The sequence below is a fragment of the Phycisphaerales bacterium AB-hyl4 genome (assembly GCA_041821185.1).
GTDB lineage: Bacteria > Planctomycetota > Phycisphaerae > Phycisphaerales > Phycisphaeraceae > Natronomicrosphaera > Natronomicrosphaera hydrolytica.
In genome coordinates this window covers 458,213-474,008 of the sequence record JBGUBD010000004.1, presented here as the reverse complement: position 1 = coordinate 474,008, position 15,796 = coordinate 458,213, and the positions used below count along the sequence as shown (strand labels likewise).

General features: G+C 64.0%; 12 protein-coding genes. 4 read left to right on the top strand and 8 right to left on the bottom strand.

Annotation, left to right across the window (positions count from 1 at the left end; genetic code table 11):
- Positions 1–25 precede the first annotated feature (25 nt).
- Together ACERK3_08605 and ACERK3_08600 are read left to right on the top strand one after the other, a co-directional pair.
- Entirely contained in the window at positions 26–346 is a 321-nt protein-coding gene (locus ACERK3_08605) for a hypothetical protein (GenBank protein MFA9478355.1), read from the top strand.
- Complete coding sequence (locus ACERK3_08600) at positions 321–2,168, top strand: peptidoglycan D,D-transpeptidase FtsI family protein (GenBank protein ID MFA9478354.1); 1,848 nt, start codon at positions 321–323, stop codon at positions 2,166–2,168. Before ACERK3_08605 ends, ACERK3_08600 begins: the two co-directional genes overlap by 26 nt.
- 498 nt (positions 2,169–2,666) lie before the next feature.
- Here the strand turns inward: ACERK3_08600 and ACERK3_08595 are convergent, their stop codons facing one another.
- Positions 2,667–3,008, bottom strand: coding sequence for a hypothetical protein (locus ACERK3_08595; GenBank protein ID MFA9478353.1), 342 nt, complete (start codon positions 3,006–3,008; stop codon positions 2,667–2,669).
- Between the two features lie 368 nt (positions 3,009–3,376).
- Here ACERK3_08595 and xylA point away from each other — a divergent pair, with 368 nt between their 5' ends.
- On the top strand, positions 3,377–4,552 hold the full coding sequence (gene xylA, locus ACERK3_08590) for a xylose isomerase (protein MFA9478352.1): 1,176 nt from the start codon (positions 3,377–3,379) through the stop codon (positions 4,550–4,552).
- Between the two features lie 79 nt (positions 4,553–4,631).
- On the opposite strand, the gene ACERK3_08585 is transcribed toward xylA, so the two are convergent.
- Both ACERK3_08585 and ACERK3_08580 read right to left on the bottom strand, forming a co-directional pair.
- Positions 4,632–5,639 carry a helix-turn-helix transcriptional regulator gene (locus tag ACERK3_08585; protein MFA9478351.1) on the bottom strand — a complete coding sequence of 336 codons (1,008 nt, stop codon included), beginning with the start codon at positions 5,637–5,639 and terminating at the stop codon, positions 4,632–4,634.
- 217 nt (positions 5,640–5,856) lie between these two features.
- Positions 5,857–6,387 (bottom strand): NUDIX domain-containing protein, encoded by a 531-nt coding sequence (locus ACERK3_08580; GenBank protein MFA9478350.1) that lies wholly within the window; start codon positions 6,385–6,387, stop codon positions 5,857–5,859.
- Between the two features lie 154 nt (positions 6,388–6,541).
- On the opposite strand from ACERK3_08580, the gene ACERK3_08575 reads away from it, so the two are divergent.
- Positions 6,542–7,702 (top strand): lactonase family protein, encoded by a 1,161-nt coding sequence (locus tag ACERK3_08575; protein ID MFA9478349.1) that lies wholly within the window; start codon positions 6,542–6,544, stop codon positions 7,700–7,702.
- A 41-nt stretch (positions 7,703–7,743) separates the two neighbouring features.
- Here the strand turns inward: ACERK3_08575 and ACERK3_08570 are convergent, their stop codons facing one another.
- The 5 genes from ACERK3_08570 to ACERK3_08550 all read right to left on the bottom strand — a co-directional run bounded on the left by ACERK3_08570 (position 7,744) and on the right by ACERK3_08550 (position 15,793).
- A complete protein-coding gene (locus ACERK3_08570; protein ID MFA9478348.1) occupies positions 7,744–8,466 on the bottom strand; it encodes an NAD-dependent epimerase/dehydratase family protein in 723 nt (240 codons plus the stop codon).
- Positions 8,467–8,590: 124 nt separating this feature from the next.
- Positions 8,591–9,244 (bottom strand): Holliday junction branch migration protein RuvA, encoded by a 654-nt coding sequence (ruvA, locus tag ACERK3_08565; protein MFA9478347.1) that lies wholly within the window; start codon positions 9,242–9,244, stop codon positions 8,591–8,593.
- Between the two features lie 94 nt (positions 9,245–9,338).
- Positions 9,339–12,119, bottom strand: a complete 2,781-nt coding sequence (locus ACERK3_08560) for an MMPL family transporter (GenBank protein MFA9478346.1) — start codon at positions 12,117–12,119, stop codon at positions 9,339–9,341.
- A 103-nt stretch (positions 12,120–12,222) separates the two neighbouring features.
- A complete protein-coding gene (locus tag ACERK3_08555) occupies positions 12,223–13,395 on the bottom strand; it encodes an efflux RND transporter periplasmic adaptor subunit (GenBank protein MFA9478345.1) in 1,173 nt (390 codons plus the stop codon).
- 34 nt (positions 13,396–13,429) lie between these two features.
- Positions 13,430–15,793 carry an ABC transporter permease gene (locus tag ACERK3_08550; protein ID MFA9478344.1) on the bottom strand — a complete coding sequence of 788 codons (2,364 nt, stop codon included), beginning with the start codon at positions 15,791–15,793 and terminating at the stop codon, positions 13,430–13,432.
- Between the last annotated feature and the right edge of the window lie 3 nt (positions 15,794–15,796).

The window sequence follows — 15,796 nt, the reverse complement described above, 5'->3', positions numbered from 1 at the left end:
AGTGGCTGATTTGCGAGGAGGGGTCGTGTTTCCCAAGTTGTTCGTTGCCATCGTGTTCGCCGCTGCGATTGGCGCGGTCCTGTTGGGGCTGCGGCAGCATCGGCTGGAGATGATGCACGACATGGTTCGCGTGCATCGGGAGATGGACGCGGTCCGGCAGCAGACGTGGGACCTTCAGGTACGGATTGCCGAGCGGCTCGAACCCGAGGCGCTGCGTGACGCGGTGGAGCGGGCGGACCTTTCGCTTGAGCCGGCAGTGCCGCCGGCGTTGCTGCCGCGGGGGCCGGTGAGTGTGCACCCGCGGGTGGCGGAGATTGAGTATGAGCCACGACCCGACCAGCGATGACGCGTCGGCAAACGACGGACTGCGCGTGCAGCGCGATGCCAGGCCTATGGCGCGGTCACCCCTGATGAGCGGTGCGGGCGCGGACGATGGTTCGCGTGGTGCGGCGCGGGCGTTGTGGGTCGGCCGTGTGATGATGGTGCTGCTGACGCTGGTGTTCCTGCTGCTGCTGGTCCGGGTGGGGCAGTTGCAGACCTCGCCTGCCGAGCCGGTGGCGAAACGGCTGGACACGCAGACGAGTCGGCATACGCTGCACGGCCGACGGGGCGCGATCCTCGATCGGCGGGGGCGGGTGATCGCCAGTTCGCGAGTCGCCTATCGCCTGTTCGTCGACCCGCAACTCATTGTCGACCGCAATACCTTTTCCGAATACGTCGGCTACACGCTCGACTACGACCCGGCGTGGGTGGAGATGACGCTACACCAGCGTCACGGCAGCCGATACATCGTGCTCGACGAGCGGCTGAGCGACGAACGCCTCGCGGCGCTGGCGGACTTCAAGCTGCCGGGCCTGGCGGTCGAGCCGGTGCTGGTGCGTGATTATCCAAAGCAGATGCGGGCGGGGCATCTCGTCGGCTTCGTGGGGGTGGACGGGCATGGGCTGGAAGGCATCGAGCGGCAGTTTGATGAGCGGCTTCGCCCCCGGCCCGGCCGAATGCAGTACCTCCGCGACGCGCGGCGCCAGCCGTTGTGGGTGACCGCCGACGCGTACCAGCCGCATGAAGACGGCCAGCCGGTGCGGTTGTCGATCGACATCACGATTCAGGAGATCGCCGAGAAGCAACTGGCCGAGACGATCGAAAAGTACCAGGCCGAGGCGGGCCAGATCGTGGTCATGCATCCGCGAACGGGTGAAATTCTCGCGTTGGCGCACGCGCCGAGCTTCAGTCCGGCGCGCTTTCGCGACTCGAGCGGGGACGATCGGCGGAACCGGGCGGTGACTGACGTGTTCGAGCCGGGCTCGATCTTCAAGCCCATGATCTGGGCGGCGATGACGCAGATGGGCGCGGCGAGCATTGATGAGAAGATCGACTGCACGACCAGCGGCGTATACCGCTCGCCGCGCGGCCGACGTTTGCGCGACTCCCGCCCGCTCGGCGAGCTGACGTGGGAAGAGGTGTTGATGAACTCGAGCAACATCGGCATGGCGATTGTTGCTCAGCGCATCGGCAACGAAAAGCTGCACGACATCGTCCGCGCCTTCGGCTTCGGAGCGACGACCGACTCGGGGTTGTCCGGCGAAGTGGTGGGCCTGGTCAATCCGCTGCGGCAGTGGAATCACTACTCGGAAACATCGATCCCGATGGGGCAGGAGATCGGCGTCACGGCGTTGCAGATCGTCCGCGCGTTTGCGGTGTTCGGCAACGACGGCCTGCTGGTTCGGCCGACGGTTGAAGCGGTGGACCCCGACGATGCGGCGTTCAACCCCATCCAGCAGCGCGTGCTCCTACCCAGCGTGGCCCGGCATACGCGTCATGTACTGCGTCGGGCGGTGGAGGAAGGGACCGGCCGACATGCCAAATCCGACCTTTACGCCATCTGGGGCAAGACGGGCACGGCCCAACTGCCCGACCTCGTGCACGGCGGCTACCAGCAGGGGCAGTATGTTGCTTCGTTCATGGCGGGCGCGCCGCTGGACGAGCCGGAACTGATCGTCGGCTGCTTCATCCAGAAGCCCGATCGCAGCATCGGCTACTACGGCGGCCTCGTCGCGGGCCCGCCAGTGAAGCGGGTGATTGAAGAAAGCCTGCTATATCTCAATGTCTCGCCCGACGCGGAGGCGCACCGTCGCCAGGCGGCCTACGACGCCGAAGCTCGGCCGTGATGGGTCTGATACAGATGTTCCGTCAAACTCGGTCTCTTCGATCGACGGCCGAAGGCCACACGTGACGCCGTGGGCTTCCAACACATCCGAGGTTCATACCCCAACCGTATGGCAAGCGGTGTGAGGCGATGGGCGCAAAAAACCGGCCCGTCGGTGTGGGGGGGACACCGAGCGGGCCGTGAGGGGGGCAAACAAGGAGGTTTTTCGTGGCCGAGGCTGCGTTCGTCAGTTCATTTTAGACCGACTCGCGAGCACACTTCCACACTGATTCAGGATTGTTGTCTTTGGGTTTACAGTCGCGTTGCGGTCGCACGCTTTGGGTCGCGTCTTCGTTATCGTTCACGCTCCTGCCAATGGTACGCCTGGGTTTGATGGAAAGATCGCGCAACGCTGAAAAATTCTCTAACTTCTTCAGATTGCCTACTCTAAAAAATCACTTGCACAGCATTGCCCACAGGTGAAACTGGGGGTTGCCCGGTGAGGGTCCGGGTGCTTGCTTTAGAATATGAGGCCGCGCCAGAACATTCCCATCCCAAGCAGGAGCAGGACGCCGGCCGCGACGACGGGGATCATCCAGAACTGGAAGCCCCGGGACATTCTCTGGCCGGTGTAGGCCTGGTAGGTGCATGCCTGGCAGAGGATGCCACCGACGGTCCGGACGCGCTTGCAGCCGTCGCAGAGGCTGAAGTTCGCCGACGTGTCGCCGGCTGTGTCACGTTGCACCACGACCTTGGGGATACGGCCCACTGCGTCGCAGGCGGGGCATTGGAAGGATTGGTCGCTCAGCGGCTCAGGAATCTGGAAGATCGTGCCACAATCACATTTGAGATGTTTCGCCATTGGTCACCTCCGCAGGTACCTGTCCCATGGCAAACCCGGACTGCTTCACATCGGTGGGGTAAACCAAATGCGTTCGATTCAAGCAGAACAAATATGGGTCATATGGTCAGTGCCCCCGTCTCGGAAAAGCCTGATGCAGGCATATGATGCGGGCGACAGAGCATGATGCCGACGTCGCCTGCAGTTGCATTGTACACGTATATTTCGCCAGTGGGGGCAGTATTTTGAGCGATTTACCGTTTTTACATCATCGAGTCGTTCGTGTATCGGAGGCAATCGCCTTGTTGGCTTGACCCGCTCACCGCCTGTCGCCACACTAACTCATTCATTCGCGTACGCGTCATTTCGAAACAAGAGGGAGGCTCTCCATGGCTAAGTCTGATCCGTTCGCGCCAAAGCCGGCGGACAAGTTTACGTTCGGGTTGTGGACCGTCGGCAACCCGGGGGCCGACCCCTTCGGCGGGCCGACACGTGAGAAGCTTGAGCCGGCGAAAATCGTCGAACTGCTCGGCGACGTGCCCGGCGTGCACGGCGTCAACTTCCACGACAACGACCTGATCCCCATCGACGCCACCGACGCCGAAGCCAATCAGATCAAAAAAGACTTCCGCAAAGCTCTCAAGCGCACCGGCCTGAAGGTGCCCATGGCAACCACCGACCTGTTCCGCGACCCCGTCTTCAAAGACGGCGCGTTCACGAGCAATGACGCGGAGATCCGCGCCTACGCGGTGCAGAAGGTGATGCGGGCGATGGAACTCGGTGCGGAATTCGGCGCGAAGACCTATGTCTTCTGGGGCGGCCGCGAGGGCGCGGAAAGCGATGCGACGAAGGACCCGGTCGTGGCGATCAAGCGCATGCGCGAAGCGATCGACTTCCTCTGCCAGTACAGCATCGACCGGAAGTTCGGCTACCGCTTCGCATTCGAAGCCAAGCCCAACGAACCGCGCGGCCACATCTATAACGCCGTCACCGGCAGCTACCTCGCTTTCATCCAGACGCTGAAGCATCCGGAGATGTGCGGCGTCAACCCGGAGATGGCTCACGAACATATGGCGGGCCTCAACTTCGTGCACCAGGTCGCCGCGGCGCTCGAGGCGGGCAAGTTGTTTCACATCGATCTCAACGATCAGGAGTTCGGCCGATTCGATCAGGACTACCGCTTCGGCAGCATCAGCTACAAGCACTCGTTTTTCCTTGTGAAGTTGCTGGTCGATTACAAGTATGACGGCCTGAAGCATTTCGACAGCCACGCGTTCCGGCAGTCGAACTATGACGATGTGAAAGCGTTCGCCCGCGGGTCGATGCGGACGTACAAAATCCTCGAACACAAGGTCAAGCAGTTCAACAAGGACAAGGACATTCAAAAGCTGCTTCGGCAGATCAACCGCAAGAGCAAGGCTGCTGAGCAGCTGGTGAGCAAGTACAGCAAGTCGAACGCGAACGCGCTGCTGGAGCGGGAGTTTGATCGCAAGAAGCTGGCAGAGCGGCCGCTGCCTTATGAGGAACTGGATCAGCGGGTGTTCGATTTGATGATGGGTGTGTGATTGCGTTGAGCTGAAGTAACGTTAAAGCCCACGGATGGCCATCCGTGGGCTTTGTCGTGTGGTGATGTTGCTGTGTCGTTTATGTGGTGGCTGCGGATTCGCGGAAGGTTGTGGGGCTGATGCCCAGGTGTCGGTGGAAGGTGGCGGTGAAGTGGCCGTGGGAGGCGAAGCCGGTGGCGGTGGCGATGTCGCCGACGGGTCTGCGGGTGCTCGACAGCAGCCAGCGGGCGATCATGAGCTGCGTGCGCAACAGGTAATGCTTGGGGCTGATGCCCGCGTGCCGGACGAACAGTCGATGAAAGTGGTAGGAGCTGACCTGCACGGCGTCGGCGACGTCGTTGAGCGTGGGGGCGCTGGCGTAGTTGTCGCTGAGGTAGGCGATCGCCTGGGCGACGCGGCCGTCGTCGACGAGGCCGACGGCTGGGGCGTCGTGCTCGGTGAGCGGGCGCATCTCGACGTACCAGGGGCCGGTGGCGTGGTTGTTGACAGGAAGACGCCGCCGAAAGCGGACCCAGGTGGGCTCGTCATCGACCATCATGGGGAGGTTGTGCACCGCGTCATCGTCGAGGTTGGGCCACCGCTGGGCGATGAGCTTGCGTAACTGCTCGATGAAACGCGTCAGCAGGGCGGGTTCGCGCAGGCCGCTGGCTTCGCTGAGCGGGTCGGCGTGGAGCAAGCGGTGGTCATGGCTGATCAGCAGGCGACGAAGGTTCGGCTCGGGCAGGTGGTCGAAGGCCGCGTTGATCTGTCGAAGCACGACGAACGCCAACTGCTGATCGACCGGTTCGAAGGAACGGTCGGTGCGCAGCAGGACAAGATGCCACTGCTGCGCGGTGTTGGGGCTGGCGGGGAAGGTCTGTTGGAGGAGGTGGCCCTGGTCGGCGAAGACTTCGTTGGCGGCGTCGGCGCCCTCGGCGGACTGGCTGTGCCAGCGATGGAGCCGCTCGGCGTCGATGCCGTGCGAGCTGAGTACGGCCGGCTGCTCGGGGTGGTCGCGGTCGGCCAGCGCCAACAGCATCGCGGTATGGGGGATCAGCGGCTGAAGCGTTTCCCAGAAAGCGGTGTCGCTGAATGCCCAGGGAGCCAAGGGGCGAGTCGGACGGTCATCATGTTGAAAGAGGCCCAAACGGCACCTCGCGCGGAGAATGTAGGTACAACGGTGACGTGCGCAGTCGGCTTGGCGAAACGCCTCGGCAAGTCTGCGCCATCCACCTCTGCTTATCTATCGGAAACAGTAGCGCGATTTTTCCGTTAGACAACCGGGAAGTTGCGACGTGGCTGTGTTTTCGGCAAGGCTGCAACAGTCAGGCGTTATGGAGAACATGCGGGCCCGCGGCGTCGGCAGCGGGCTGTTCGAGATGCCAGCGCATGGCGTCGCCGCGGCAGTCGATGTGGGCGGTGAAAAAGCGGCCGCGGTAGCGCCAGAACAGGGGCCAGATCACCCGGCGATCGGTGTCGGGCAGGGCGAGCTTGGCGATCGTGGCCGGGTCGTGCCATTCGAGGCGACCTTCGTCGAATTCGCTGCGCTGGACGGTGACGGGATGGGTCACTTCGTAGAGAAACATCAGCCAGTGGGTTTCGTTGTTCAGCGCGGTTTCCGAGACGATGCCGGTCAGGTGCAGTTCGGAGGGGGAGATGGTGAGGCCGGCTTCTTCTTCGATCTCGCGAACGGCGCAGGCGGTGGGGCTTTCGCCGTCGCCTTGTTCGAGCTTGCCGCCGATGGGGGAGTAGAGCTCGCGGTTCGGATGCTTGCGGCGGTGCAGCAGCAGCACCTGCCCGTCGTGGTCGAACAGGTAGCAGAGGACGGCGATCTGGTAGGGAAGGGCCTTGGTCATCAGGCGGGCGATGGTAGCAGATATGGGGTGATGGACGGGGGGAGAAGCCCACGGCGTGACGCCGTGGGCTTCGGGCGGATTAGGATGGACGGATGCGGTACCATGCCGGAGTGGTTCCGCTGAACTGAATTTATTGTGAGATGGGAGCGATGGCATGTCGATGCTGCTGATGATGCTGGGGATGTTGGCTGTTTGTCTGGGGATGGCCCGGTTCGCGGACGGTGCGGACGGTGAGGCCGACCGTTGGCGTGTCTATCTTGGCACGGCGAGCCAGGAGGGAAGCAAGGGCGTCTACCTGGCAGAGCTTGATCTCAAGGCAGGCCGATTGAGCGAGCCTTGCCTGGCGGTGGAGGCGGAGGGGCCGACGTTTCAGGCGATGCACCCCAACGGGCGGTGGATGTACAGCGTGGGGGCGATGTCGCAGGCGGACGGGGGCAAGGTCGGGGTGGTCTATGCCTTTGCAGTGGATCGCGCGACGGGCGGGCTGACATTAATCAACCATCAGCCGTCCGGCGGCGATGGCCCCTGCTATGTGACGGTGGACCCGGCGGGGCGGGGCGTGCTGGTGGCGAACTACAGCTCCGGTTCAGTGGCGGTGTTGCCGATTCAGGCGGACGGCCAACTCGGCGAGGCGTCGTGCGTGGTGGCCCACACGGGCTCGAGCGCGAACCCCCGGCGACAGAAAGGCCCGCACGCGCATGCGATCCAGGTGCACCCCGCCGGCCGATTTGCGCTGGCGGCGGATCTTGGAGCCGACCGGCTGTTCGTCTATCGCTACAACAGCGAAGCGGGGCAACTGGAGCTGCTGGAGGAAGGCTCGCTGACGGCGGCGGCCGGGGCGGGGCCGCGCCATTTCGCGTTTCACCCGACGCTGGATGTGGTTTACCTGATCAACGAGCTGGACTCGACCGTGCTGGCGCTGGCGTTTGATGTCGAGGCGGGTCGGCTGACGCAGTTGCAGTCTGAAACAACGCTGCCGAGCGGGTTCGAGGGTGAAAACTATCCGTCTGAGGTGGCGGTGCATCCGTCGGGGCGTTTTCTTTATGGCGCGAACCGCGGGCACGACAGCCTGGCGACGTTTCGAATTGATGCGTCGACGGGTCGGCTGGAGTCGGCGGGGCATGTGTCGATTGAAGGGACGTTTCCGCGCCACTTCGCGATTGATCCGACGGGGCGGTATCTGATTGCGGCGCATCAGAAGTCGAACGATCTGACGGTATTTGAGCTTGACGCGACGACGGGCGAGCCGACGTTTACGGGGCAGCGTGTGTCATTGGGCACGCCGATGTCGGTGCTGTATCAGCCGATGCCGTGAGGCGGGCGGGGGGCAGCCCCAGGGGTTTGGGCGGTGGGCGATTATTGGTGTTGGGGTTCCCAGCCGAGGATTTCGCGGACGAGGTGGTTTGGCAATCGCTCGCCGGTCATGTCGCCGGTGGCCTGGAGGATGTGGCAGCCGGGCTCGTTGAATTCGAGGGCTTTGAGGAAGAGTCTGCGTGTGTCTTCCGGTCCGGTGCGAATGCGGAATCGTGGTTTGGCGTCGCCGTTGAGGAACTCGGCCCAGCCTTCTTCGTTTTGCGGGTGGATCAGTCGCAGGGCGAGGATGGAGGCGTCGGGATATTCCTGGACGGCGGCTTGGCAGATGAACTCGGCGACGCGTTTGCTGAAGCCGTACGGCCCCCAGTGGTCGGCGGGGATTTGCTCATCAACGGCAAAGTCTTGGTTGATGAGCGATTTGTAGACGCTGAGCGAACTGGCCATACAGACCTGCCGTACGCCGGCTTTCAGTGCCTGCCTGAGCACCTGGTAGAAGCCACAGACGTTGACATCAAATGATGCTTTGGTGTTGCCGGGATGCTTCGTGCTGGGTTCGGATTTGCCCATCGCCAGGTAGAGCAGGGCGTTCTGGTCCTGCACGGCCTGGTCGACGAGTTCAGTATCATTGACGTCGCCGACGAAGGTGCGGTCTTCCGCGCCGGGGACAGGTTTCAGGTCGAGATAGCGGCAATTGTACGTTTGTTCAAGGGCCGGCCGAATGATCGAACCAACGTGGCCTGCCCCGCCCACAATCAAAACATTCATGGCAAAGACTCATCGAAAAGCATCGACACACGTCGACGCAGGGTGCTGTGACGCAGCACCGAGGGTTACGGCGTTCATCATAGCAACTCTTTTCGGCTGCAAGTTGGAGCCTCGGCCGAGCGGGTCACGTACCGGCTTTGAGGCGGTAAACCTCGGCGATGAGCTGGTCGGCCTCGGTGGGGGCGTCGTCGCGGCCGAGCACCTGGTCGATCCAGGCGACGGCTTCGGCGCGGTTTTCGCCCAGTTGCAGGAGCACTTCCAGCGCTTCGCGGGCGATGCTCGAACCACGCGGCAGGCCGACCGCGGCAGTGGGGCCGCCGTCGCCGGTGGCGGTGGGCTGGATGAACCGGTCGACCTTGCCGCTGAGGGAGACGGCGATGGTCTCGGCGGTGCGCTTGCCGATTTCGGGCAGGCTCTGGAGCAGGGCGGTGTCGCGGTCGGCGATGGCGGCGGCGATCTGGCCGACGGGCAGGGTCATGGCGCGGAGGGCCTTGCGTTGGCCGATGCCTTTGGTGGTGATGAACAGTTGGTAGAACGCGCGGTCTTCCGGGGTGAGGAAGCCGACGAGTCGCGGGAGCATGGTCGTGCCCTGGGCCTGGGCCTCGATGAACAGCACGGTGTGGAGCGTGATCGGCGAGCCGGACGAAGGCGCGAGGCGGACGGCGGCGAAGGCCGGCAGCAGCACGTCGAGCGTGAAGCCGGCCGGCATGGCGACCTGGGCGCGATCTTCGTCGATGGATTCGAGGATGCCTTCGATGCGTGCGATCATGCGGGCCATGATAGCGTTTGGTCTTGAACTGACTGAGGGGACGGTTCGCTGGATGAGAAATATCTCCTCCAGGCCTTACTTCCAGGCAGGGGGGTAAGCGTGCTTATCCCGGTTGAGCATGCGGTTGCTTGCCTTTTGATTTTGATTGCTCGGCTCGCGTCCGCAGTTCAAGCCATGCGGGCACGATGGTCCAGCAGGCGAGCAGCGTCATGCCAATGCCGACGCTGAGGACGAAGCCGATGCCGGCGATGCCGCGATGCTGGGCGAGCATCAGCGAGCCGAAGCCGATCATGGTCGTGAAGCTGGTGAGTGTGATGCCCTTGCCCGTGCCGCCGGCGAGCCCGAGGGGGCGTCGCGTGGGGTCTTGCCGATAGCGGTGGAGCATGTGCACGCCCGCGTCGACGCCGATGCCGAACATCAGCGGCAGCACCATGATGTTCGCCGGGTTGATGTTCAGCCCGACCAGCCACATGATCGCGAACGTCACCGCAAAGCCGGCCGCGACCGGAACGAGCGTCAGCGCTGCGTCGCGAATCGAGCGGAAGTCGACCCACACCAGCACCAGCACCGCCGAGAGAGCAAGCCCGCCCGCGAGCAGATACGAACGCCAGATCAGATCGCCCGAGAGGTAAAGCTGCACCATGGCCCCGGTCGCTTCCGGGTCGACCGCCTGCACTTCGGTCACGAACGGCCCGAGCACACGCGGGTTCAGCGGGTCGGTCACGTCCTCCGGCAAACGCGGATACACCTCCAACACGAACCATTGCTGACCATCGCGCTCGGCGACATAAGCCCCAATCGCCTCGGCGGGCAGGTCGGTCAGCTGCATCGGCCCGTCATCAAGCGTGGCCGAGACGAGTTGAGCGGTCTGCTCGCGCCAGCGATCGTAATCACGTTGCAATGCGTTTAGCCGACGTTCGCGTTCGTCGGCGGGCAACGCTTGAGCTGTCGTGACAAATTCATTGATCGCCGCGGAAGTGTCGCGTAGCGTCGGCCGAAGCGCGGGCGGCAACTGCGCCTGCACGAACGGCAGCGACAACTGCAAACTGCGCAGTTGCTCCACCAGGCTAGGCTCGTCGGTCGGCGTCTCGGGCACGCGCTCGGCCAGGGCTTGCTCGGCCGCGGCGCCCACCTGCGCTTGCACGTCGCGGATGAGCGAAAGCTTTTCATCTTCATCGCGCGGGAACAGCATGCCGATGCCGCCCACGCCATCGACCGACCCCATCGCCTGGTACTGCCGGGTCAGCATGCGGGCTTCTTCGAGGCTGTTCGCCACGCTTACTGCCGACCAGATCGACTGCTCGCCATCGTCTGCGATCCGCCGCTGCCATTCGACGCTTTCGATGTTGTGCGGCATCAGTTCGACGAGGTTGTAGTCGAAGCGAAGCTGCGACACCGCCACCAGCGACAGCCCCGTGATGACGCCCGCGATGGCCAGCGTCAGCTTCGGCCGACGTGTGAACGGCGAAACCCACCGCTCTTCAAACACGTGAAACGTACGCGACTCCAAACGCACGAAATGCTTGTGCTTCCGCTTGTACAGCCGCAGCAGCGCGGGAAAGACGCTCACCATCGCCAGCAGGCAAAGCAGGATGCCGCCAGCGGCGATCAGGCCCATCTCCGCCACGCCGCGGAAGTCGGTCAGCAACGTGGTGGAGAACGCCGCCGCGGTGGTGAACGCGCCGGTGACGATGCCCGGGCCCACGCTTTCAAACGTTTCGCGCATCGTCGCGCGGAAGCCTTCCTCGGAATCGGGGTGGCGATGTCGATGCAACTCAAAGCCGGTGATCAGGTGAATGCCGAACGCCACGCCGAGCCCGAGCAGAATCACCGCGAAAATCACGCTGATCACCTGCAAATGCCCAACCGCGAGCGTGAGAAAGCCGAAGCTCCAGGCAATGCCGATCATCAGGGCAATCATCAGCAACAGCGGCATGCGCAGGCTGTGAAACGCCGCCACCAGCAGCAGCGTGATCAACACCACGGCCAGGATCGACGCCTTGGTCGAGTCGGCCGTCGCGGCCGCGGTCTCGTCCGTCTCCACCACGGCGACGCCTGTCGTGCCGAAGGCCACGTCCGGGTAGTCGCGGCCGACTTCGCGCAGCAGCCGACGCACCTCGCCGATCGATCGGCCGATGGGACTGAGCGCGCCGGGGTCCTCCCGCGGCACGACCTGCATGATTAAAAACCGTTGGTTCGGTGTCGCCAGGTACTCCCACTCCGCCGGGCTCATGCCCGGCGCAGCGAACTGCATCAGGTCGACGGTTTCGTCCGTCTGCGTCTGCATCCGATGCGTGAACCCGCGGATGAGCTGCGTAAACGCTTCGAGCCCGGCCTGAGCCTGGGCCGGGTCTTCGTCCGTCTCGTCACCGTCCGCCTGGGCGAGCCCCTGCCGAATCAACGCCTGCGGCGTCGCGCTTTCCAGCAGCGGGCCGGCAGCGCCGACCTCTGCCAATTGCGCTTCAAACGCGTCCATCGACAGCAGCCGAACGCTGCGCGGATGCACTGCGGACTGGTCGAACCCCCACACCACTTCGACCACCGCGTCGCTGGCCTCCAGTCGTTCAGCCAGCTCGTTGACGAGCGCCCGTGCCCGCGCCGCGGTTTCGTCGTCGGCCGCGCCGGTGGCCGGGTCGTGCGTCTCGACGATGATGATGATGTCGTCCTTGCCGGGGAACAGCGATCGCCAGTGAATGAATCGCTGGTTCCAGTCGATGTCTTCGGAGATCAGGTCGTTGCGGTTGGATTGAAAGCTGAGCTGCGACACCGTCACCGCCACCGCGGCAAGCGCGAGCAGCAGGGCGATGGCCAGAATCCACCCTGGCCAATGGCTGATGATGCCAGCCCACCAGCCGAGCAATCGGTGACGCAGTTGATCATGCATGGGGAGTGAAATCGTAGGGACCGACGCGTTCGGGGGCAAAGCGCGGTGGGCTCACACCCCCAAGGCAGTGCGGCTTAGGCTGCACTGCCTCACGCATAGGTTCTCAACGCGGCTCAACGCGCGTGCCGTCCGTGATGCGGTCACTCGGATATGCGATCACCAGCTCATCTTCCGCCAGCCCCGCTCGCACCTCCGCTGTCAAGCCCGTCTGTCGCCCGAGCTCGACGTGGCGCAACGTAGCCCGCTCCGCTTCCATGACGAACACGGCCCACTGTTGCCCATCGCGAAACAGCGCGCTCGTTGGCACGGTCAATACATCCGCCGCTTGCCACAACACGATGCGGGCGTGCATGCGATAGCCGTCGCCGAGCTGGCTGGCCGGGTCCACCGCTTCAAGGTCGACGATCACGTTCACCCGCTGCTCTTCCACGCCCAGCGCTGAGACATCGGTAAACGCCGAAGGTTCGACCAGCCGTACCACGCCCGTCACCGCCTCGTCTCCGCCCCATCGCTCAAACAGCACCGCCATGCCCGGCCGAATCCGCACCGCGTCCGCCGAGAGCACATCGACCACAACTTCCAGTTGCCCGACATCGCCGACTTCCAGCAACGCCGTGCCCGGCGAGACCACCGCCGCATCGCGCTGCAACACACGCAACACCCGCCCGTTCACCGGCGAGTCAATCGCCATCGGCTCGCGCGCCACGTCCGCATCATCCCCCGCCTCCACCTGCAACAGCGCCGCCTCCGCAAGCTCACGCTGATGCTCCGCCACGCGCTGCCCCCATCTCGCCGCCTCCAGCTCGCGCTCGCGCGTCTGCTCGATGAGCTGTGCATCTTCCAACTCACGGCGAGGCGCCGCCGCCGTCTCCACCAACTGCTCCAGCCGACGTCGTTCATTGCGCGCCAGTTGCACCATGCCCTGCGTCTGCTCGACCTGCGCCTGGGCCTGCGACGCCCCGGCCTCGGCCGCCTCCAGCCGAGCCTGCGCCTCGCGACGCATACGCGCATCAAGCAGCGCCGGCGAAGGCGGGTCGACGATCGCCAACACTGTTTCATTCGCCCGCACCGCATCGCCCGGGTCGAGCATGATCCGCCTTAGCCGACCGGCCAACGGCGATGAGACCACGTACCGATCGCGCACGCGCGTCCGACCATCTTCATCCACCGTCACACGAAGCGAACCACGCACCACCGGCTCAAGATCCACCGGCACGGGCCGCGGCATCATCGCCCACACCGCCGCGGCCACCACCGCCACAATGATCCCGATCATCACAACCCGTCGAATCGGCAGCTTCACCTTGCCATCACTCCCGTGCCTTGAGCACGCCAATCAGGTCCAGTCGATCAAGTCGGCGACGCACGATCAGCCCGGAAACAAACGACGCTGTGAGCACCACCAACGTTGCGAAGCCGTAGGTGAACGGCTCGATAACCAATGGGATACGGAACAGTTCAGTCTCGACCGCCCACGACGTCAGCCATGCAAAAGCGTACCCCAAAGCCAGCCCCAGCGGTATCGCGCCAAGCGTCAGCACCGCCTGCTCACCCAGCAGCACCGCGGAAATCTCCCCGCGCGTAAAGCCGATCACACGCAACGTCGCCAGCTCGCGCGTTCGCTCTGCCAGTGAGATCCGCGCCAGGTTGTACACCACGCCGAACGCGATCACGATCGCAAAGCCGATGATGAACACTTGCATCTGCCGCTGGTTCTCTTGGACGGTGCGCTGAAAGCTTTCAATCATCGCGTGCTTCATCGTTACGCCCGCGACGCGCGGCGTCTGTCGTAGCGTGTCGTACAACGACTGCTCATAGGCCGAGTCCACCGTCGCGAACGCACCGGAGTACACACGGCCTTCCTGCAGCAGCCGATTCAACGCTTCGAGATTCATATACGCGTTGATGCCCGCATAGTCGGTGATCGTCGCTGTCACCGGCACCTCACGCACCGGCCGACGGCCTTCCAGCACATACAGCGTCACTGTCTGCCCCGGCCGAACGTCGAGCAACTCCGCCAGCTTTTCCGACAGCAGCAGCCCTTCCGCCGGCATCGCCACCGGCCGCTGCGATTCGTCAAGCAGGCGAAAAAGCTGCGGGTTGTCAGGCAACCCCATCACGCCCACGCGTTGCGAGCGATGCCCCGCCTCCAGCCGGGCGCCCACCGCGCGGAACGGCTCGACATGTTGCACGCCCGGCAAGCGTGCAATTTCCGACATCACCGCGCCGCCCGTCGGCTCGACAAACGTCACCGACATGTCGTACCGCTGCGCCGTCTCGAACTCGAAGCGCATCAGGTAATCCACCGCGTCCATGCCGAAACGTCCCATCACCAGCACCGCGACCGCCAGGGCAATGCCGAGCATCGAGATCAATGCCCGCGCCGGCCGACGTTCGAGTTGGCGGAGCACCATGCGTGCTGTCTGCGAAAACAGTTGTTGCAGGCCGACGCGTTCGATGACCGTCGGGCGGAACGTCGCCGGCGGCTCGGGGCGCATCGCCTCGGCGGGCGGCAGGGCGACCGCGCTGCGCAGCGCCGCGATCGTGCCCGCCCCCGCGGCCCCGACACCGATGACCATCGCCGCCAGCAGTACGCCCGGCGGCAATGAAAACTCGAACATCGGAAAGTGGTAGAACCGCGCGTAGAGTTGTGTAAGGCCCTGCCCCATCCACGCGCCAAGCAACGTGCCAAGCACCGCCCCGACGAAGACGATCATCAGCACGAGTTGAAAGTAGTGCATCGCGACTTCGAACTTCGTGTAGCCGAACGCGCGCAATGCCGCGATGATCTCACGTTGCGTGCTCACCAGCCGTGCGAGCACGACGTTCAATAGAAACGCCGCCACGCCGAGGAAGATAATCGGCGTGATGAAACCCATCGCGTAAAGACCCTGTATTTCGTCCGAGAGAAAGCGATGCGAGAGCTGGTCATCCCGCCCGAACGCGCCCAGGCCGCCGTAGGGTTCGAGGATCATGTCGAGTCGGCGGAGGACGTCGGCTTCCGACGCGCCGCGCTGCAGGCCGAGCGTAACATCGTTGAACGCGCCTTCCATGTCATACGCTGCGTCCAGCTCCGGCTCGCCCATCCAGAACACGCCGAACCGCTGCTCATCCGGCAGCAGATCGCCGGCGCGGATCTGCATCACATACTCCGGCGAAAGCGCGATGCCCACAATGGTCAGCCGTTGCCATCGCTCGTTGATCACCACGTCGACGTTGTCGCCGATGTCCAACCCATGTGCATTGACGAACGCTTCGTTGGCAAGCACTTCCCCACGCGCGCCCGGCTCGATCCACCGCCCGCGACGCAGGAACAGTGAGTTGAGCCTCGGCTCGCGATCTTCCGGAATAGAAATCAGCCGACCCGTTGCCGGCTCGGGGAAGTCGGGCACTTCCAGGGTTACGTCCACCACCGTGCGCGTCTGCACTTGCGTCACACCGGGGATGTCCGCGATGCGATCGGTCACGCTGTCCGGTGCGCGGATCAGCGAAGCAAACACGTCCGCGAAGCGATAACGCTCGTAGTACGTTTCCTGCGAGAGTGTCAACGAATCCAGCGTGCTCAGCGACATGACAAACGTTGCGATACCCGAAGCGATCACCAGCGCGATCGCGAGCGCCTGTCCCCACAGTCTGCGAAGGTCGCGAAATAGTTTGCGGTCCAGGGCGCGCATGGG

Coding starts and splice junctions, on each gene's coding strand:
- ACERK3_08600 (MFA9478354.1), top strand. CDS start 321: ATGAGCCACGACCCGACCAGCGATGACGCGTCGGCAAACGACGGACTG.
- ACERK3_08595 (MFA9478353.1), bottom strand. CDS start 3,008: ATGGCGAAACATCTCAAATGTGATTGTGGCACGATCTTCCAGATTCCT.
- xylA (MFA9478352.1), top strand. CDS start 3,377: ATGGCTAAGTCTGATCCGTTCGCGCCAAAGCCGGCGGACAAGTTTACG.
- ACERK3_08580 (MFA9478350.1), bottom strand. CDS start 6,387: ATGACCAAGGCCCTTCCCTACCAGATCGCCGTCCTCTGCTACCTGTTC.
- ACERK3_08575 (MFA9478349.1), top strand. CDS start 6,542: ATGTCGATGCTGCTGATGATGCTGGGGATGTTGGCTGTTTGTCTGGGG.
- ACERK3_08570 (MFA9478348.1), bottom strand. CDS start 8,466: ATGAATGTTTTGATTGTGGGCGGGGCAGGCCACGTTGGTTCGATCATT.
- ruvA (MFA9478347.1), bottom strand. CDS start 9,244: ATGGCCCGCATGATCGCACGCATCGAAGGCATCCTCGAATCCATCGAC.
- ACERK3_08560 (MFA9478346.1), bottom strand. CDS start 12,119: ATGCATGATCAACTGCGTCACCGATTGCTCGGCTGGTGGGCTGGCATC.
- ACERK3_08555 (MFA9478345.1), bottom strand. CDS start 13,395: ATGATCGGGATCATTGTGGCGGTGGTGGCCGCGGCGGTGTGGGCGATG.
- ACERK3_08550 (MFA9478344.1), bottom strand. CDS start 15,793: ATGCGCGCCCTGGACCGCAAACTATTTCGCGACCTTCGCAGACTGTGG.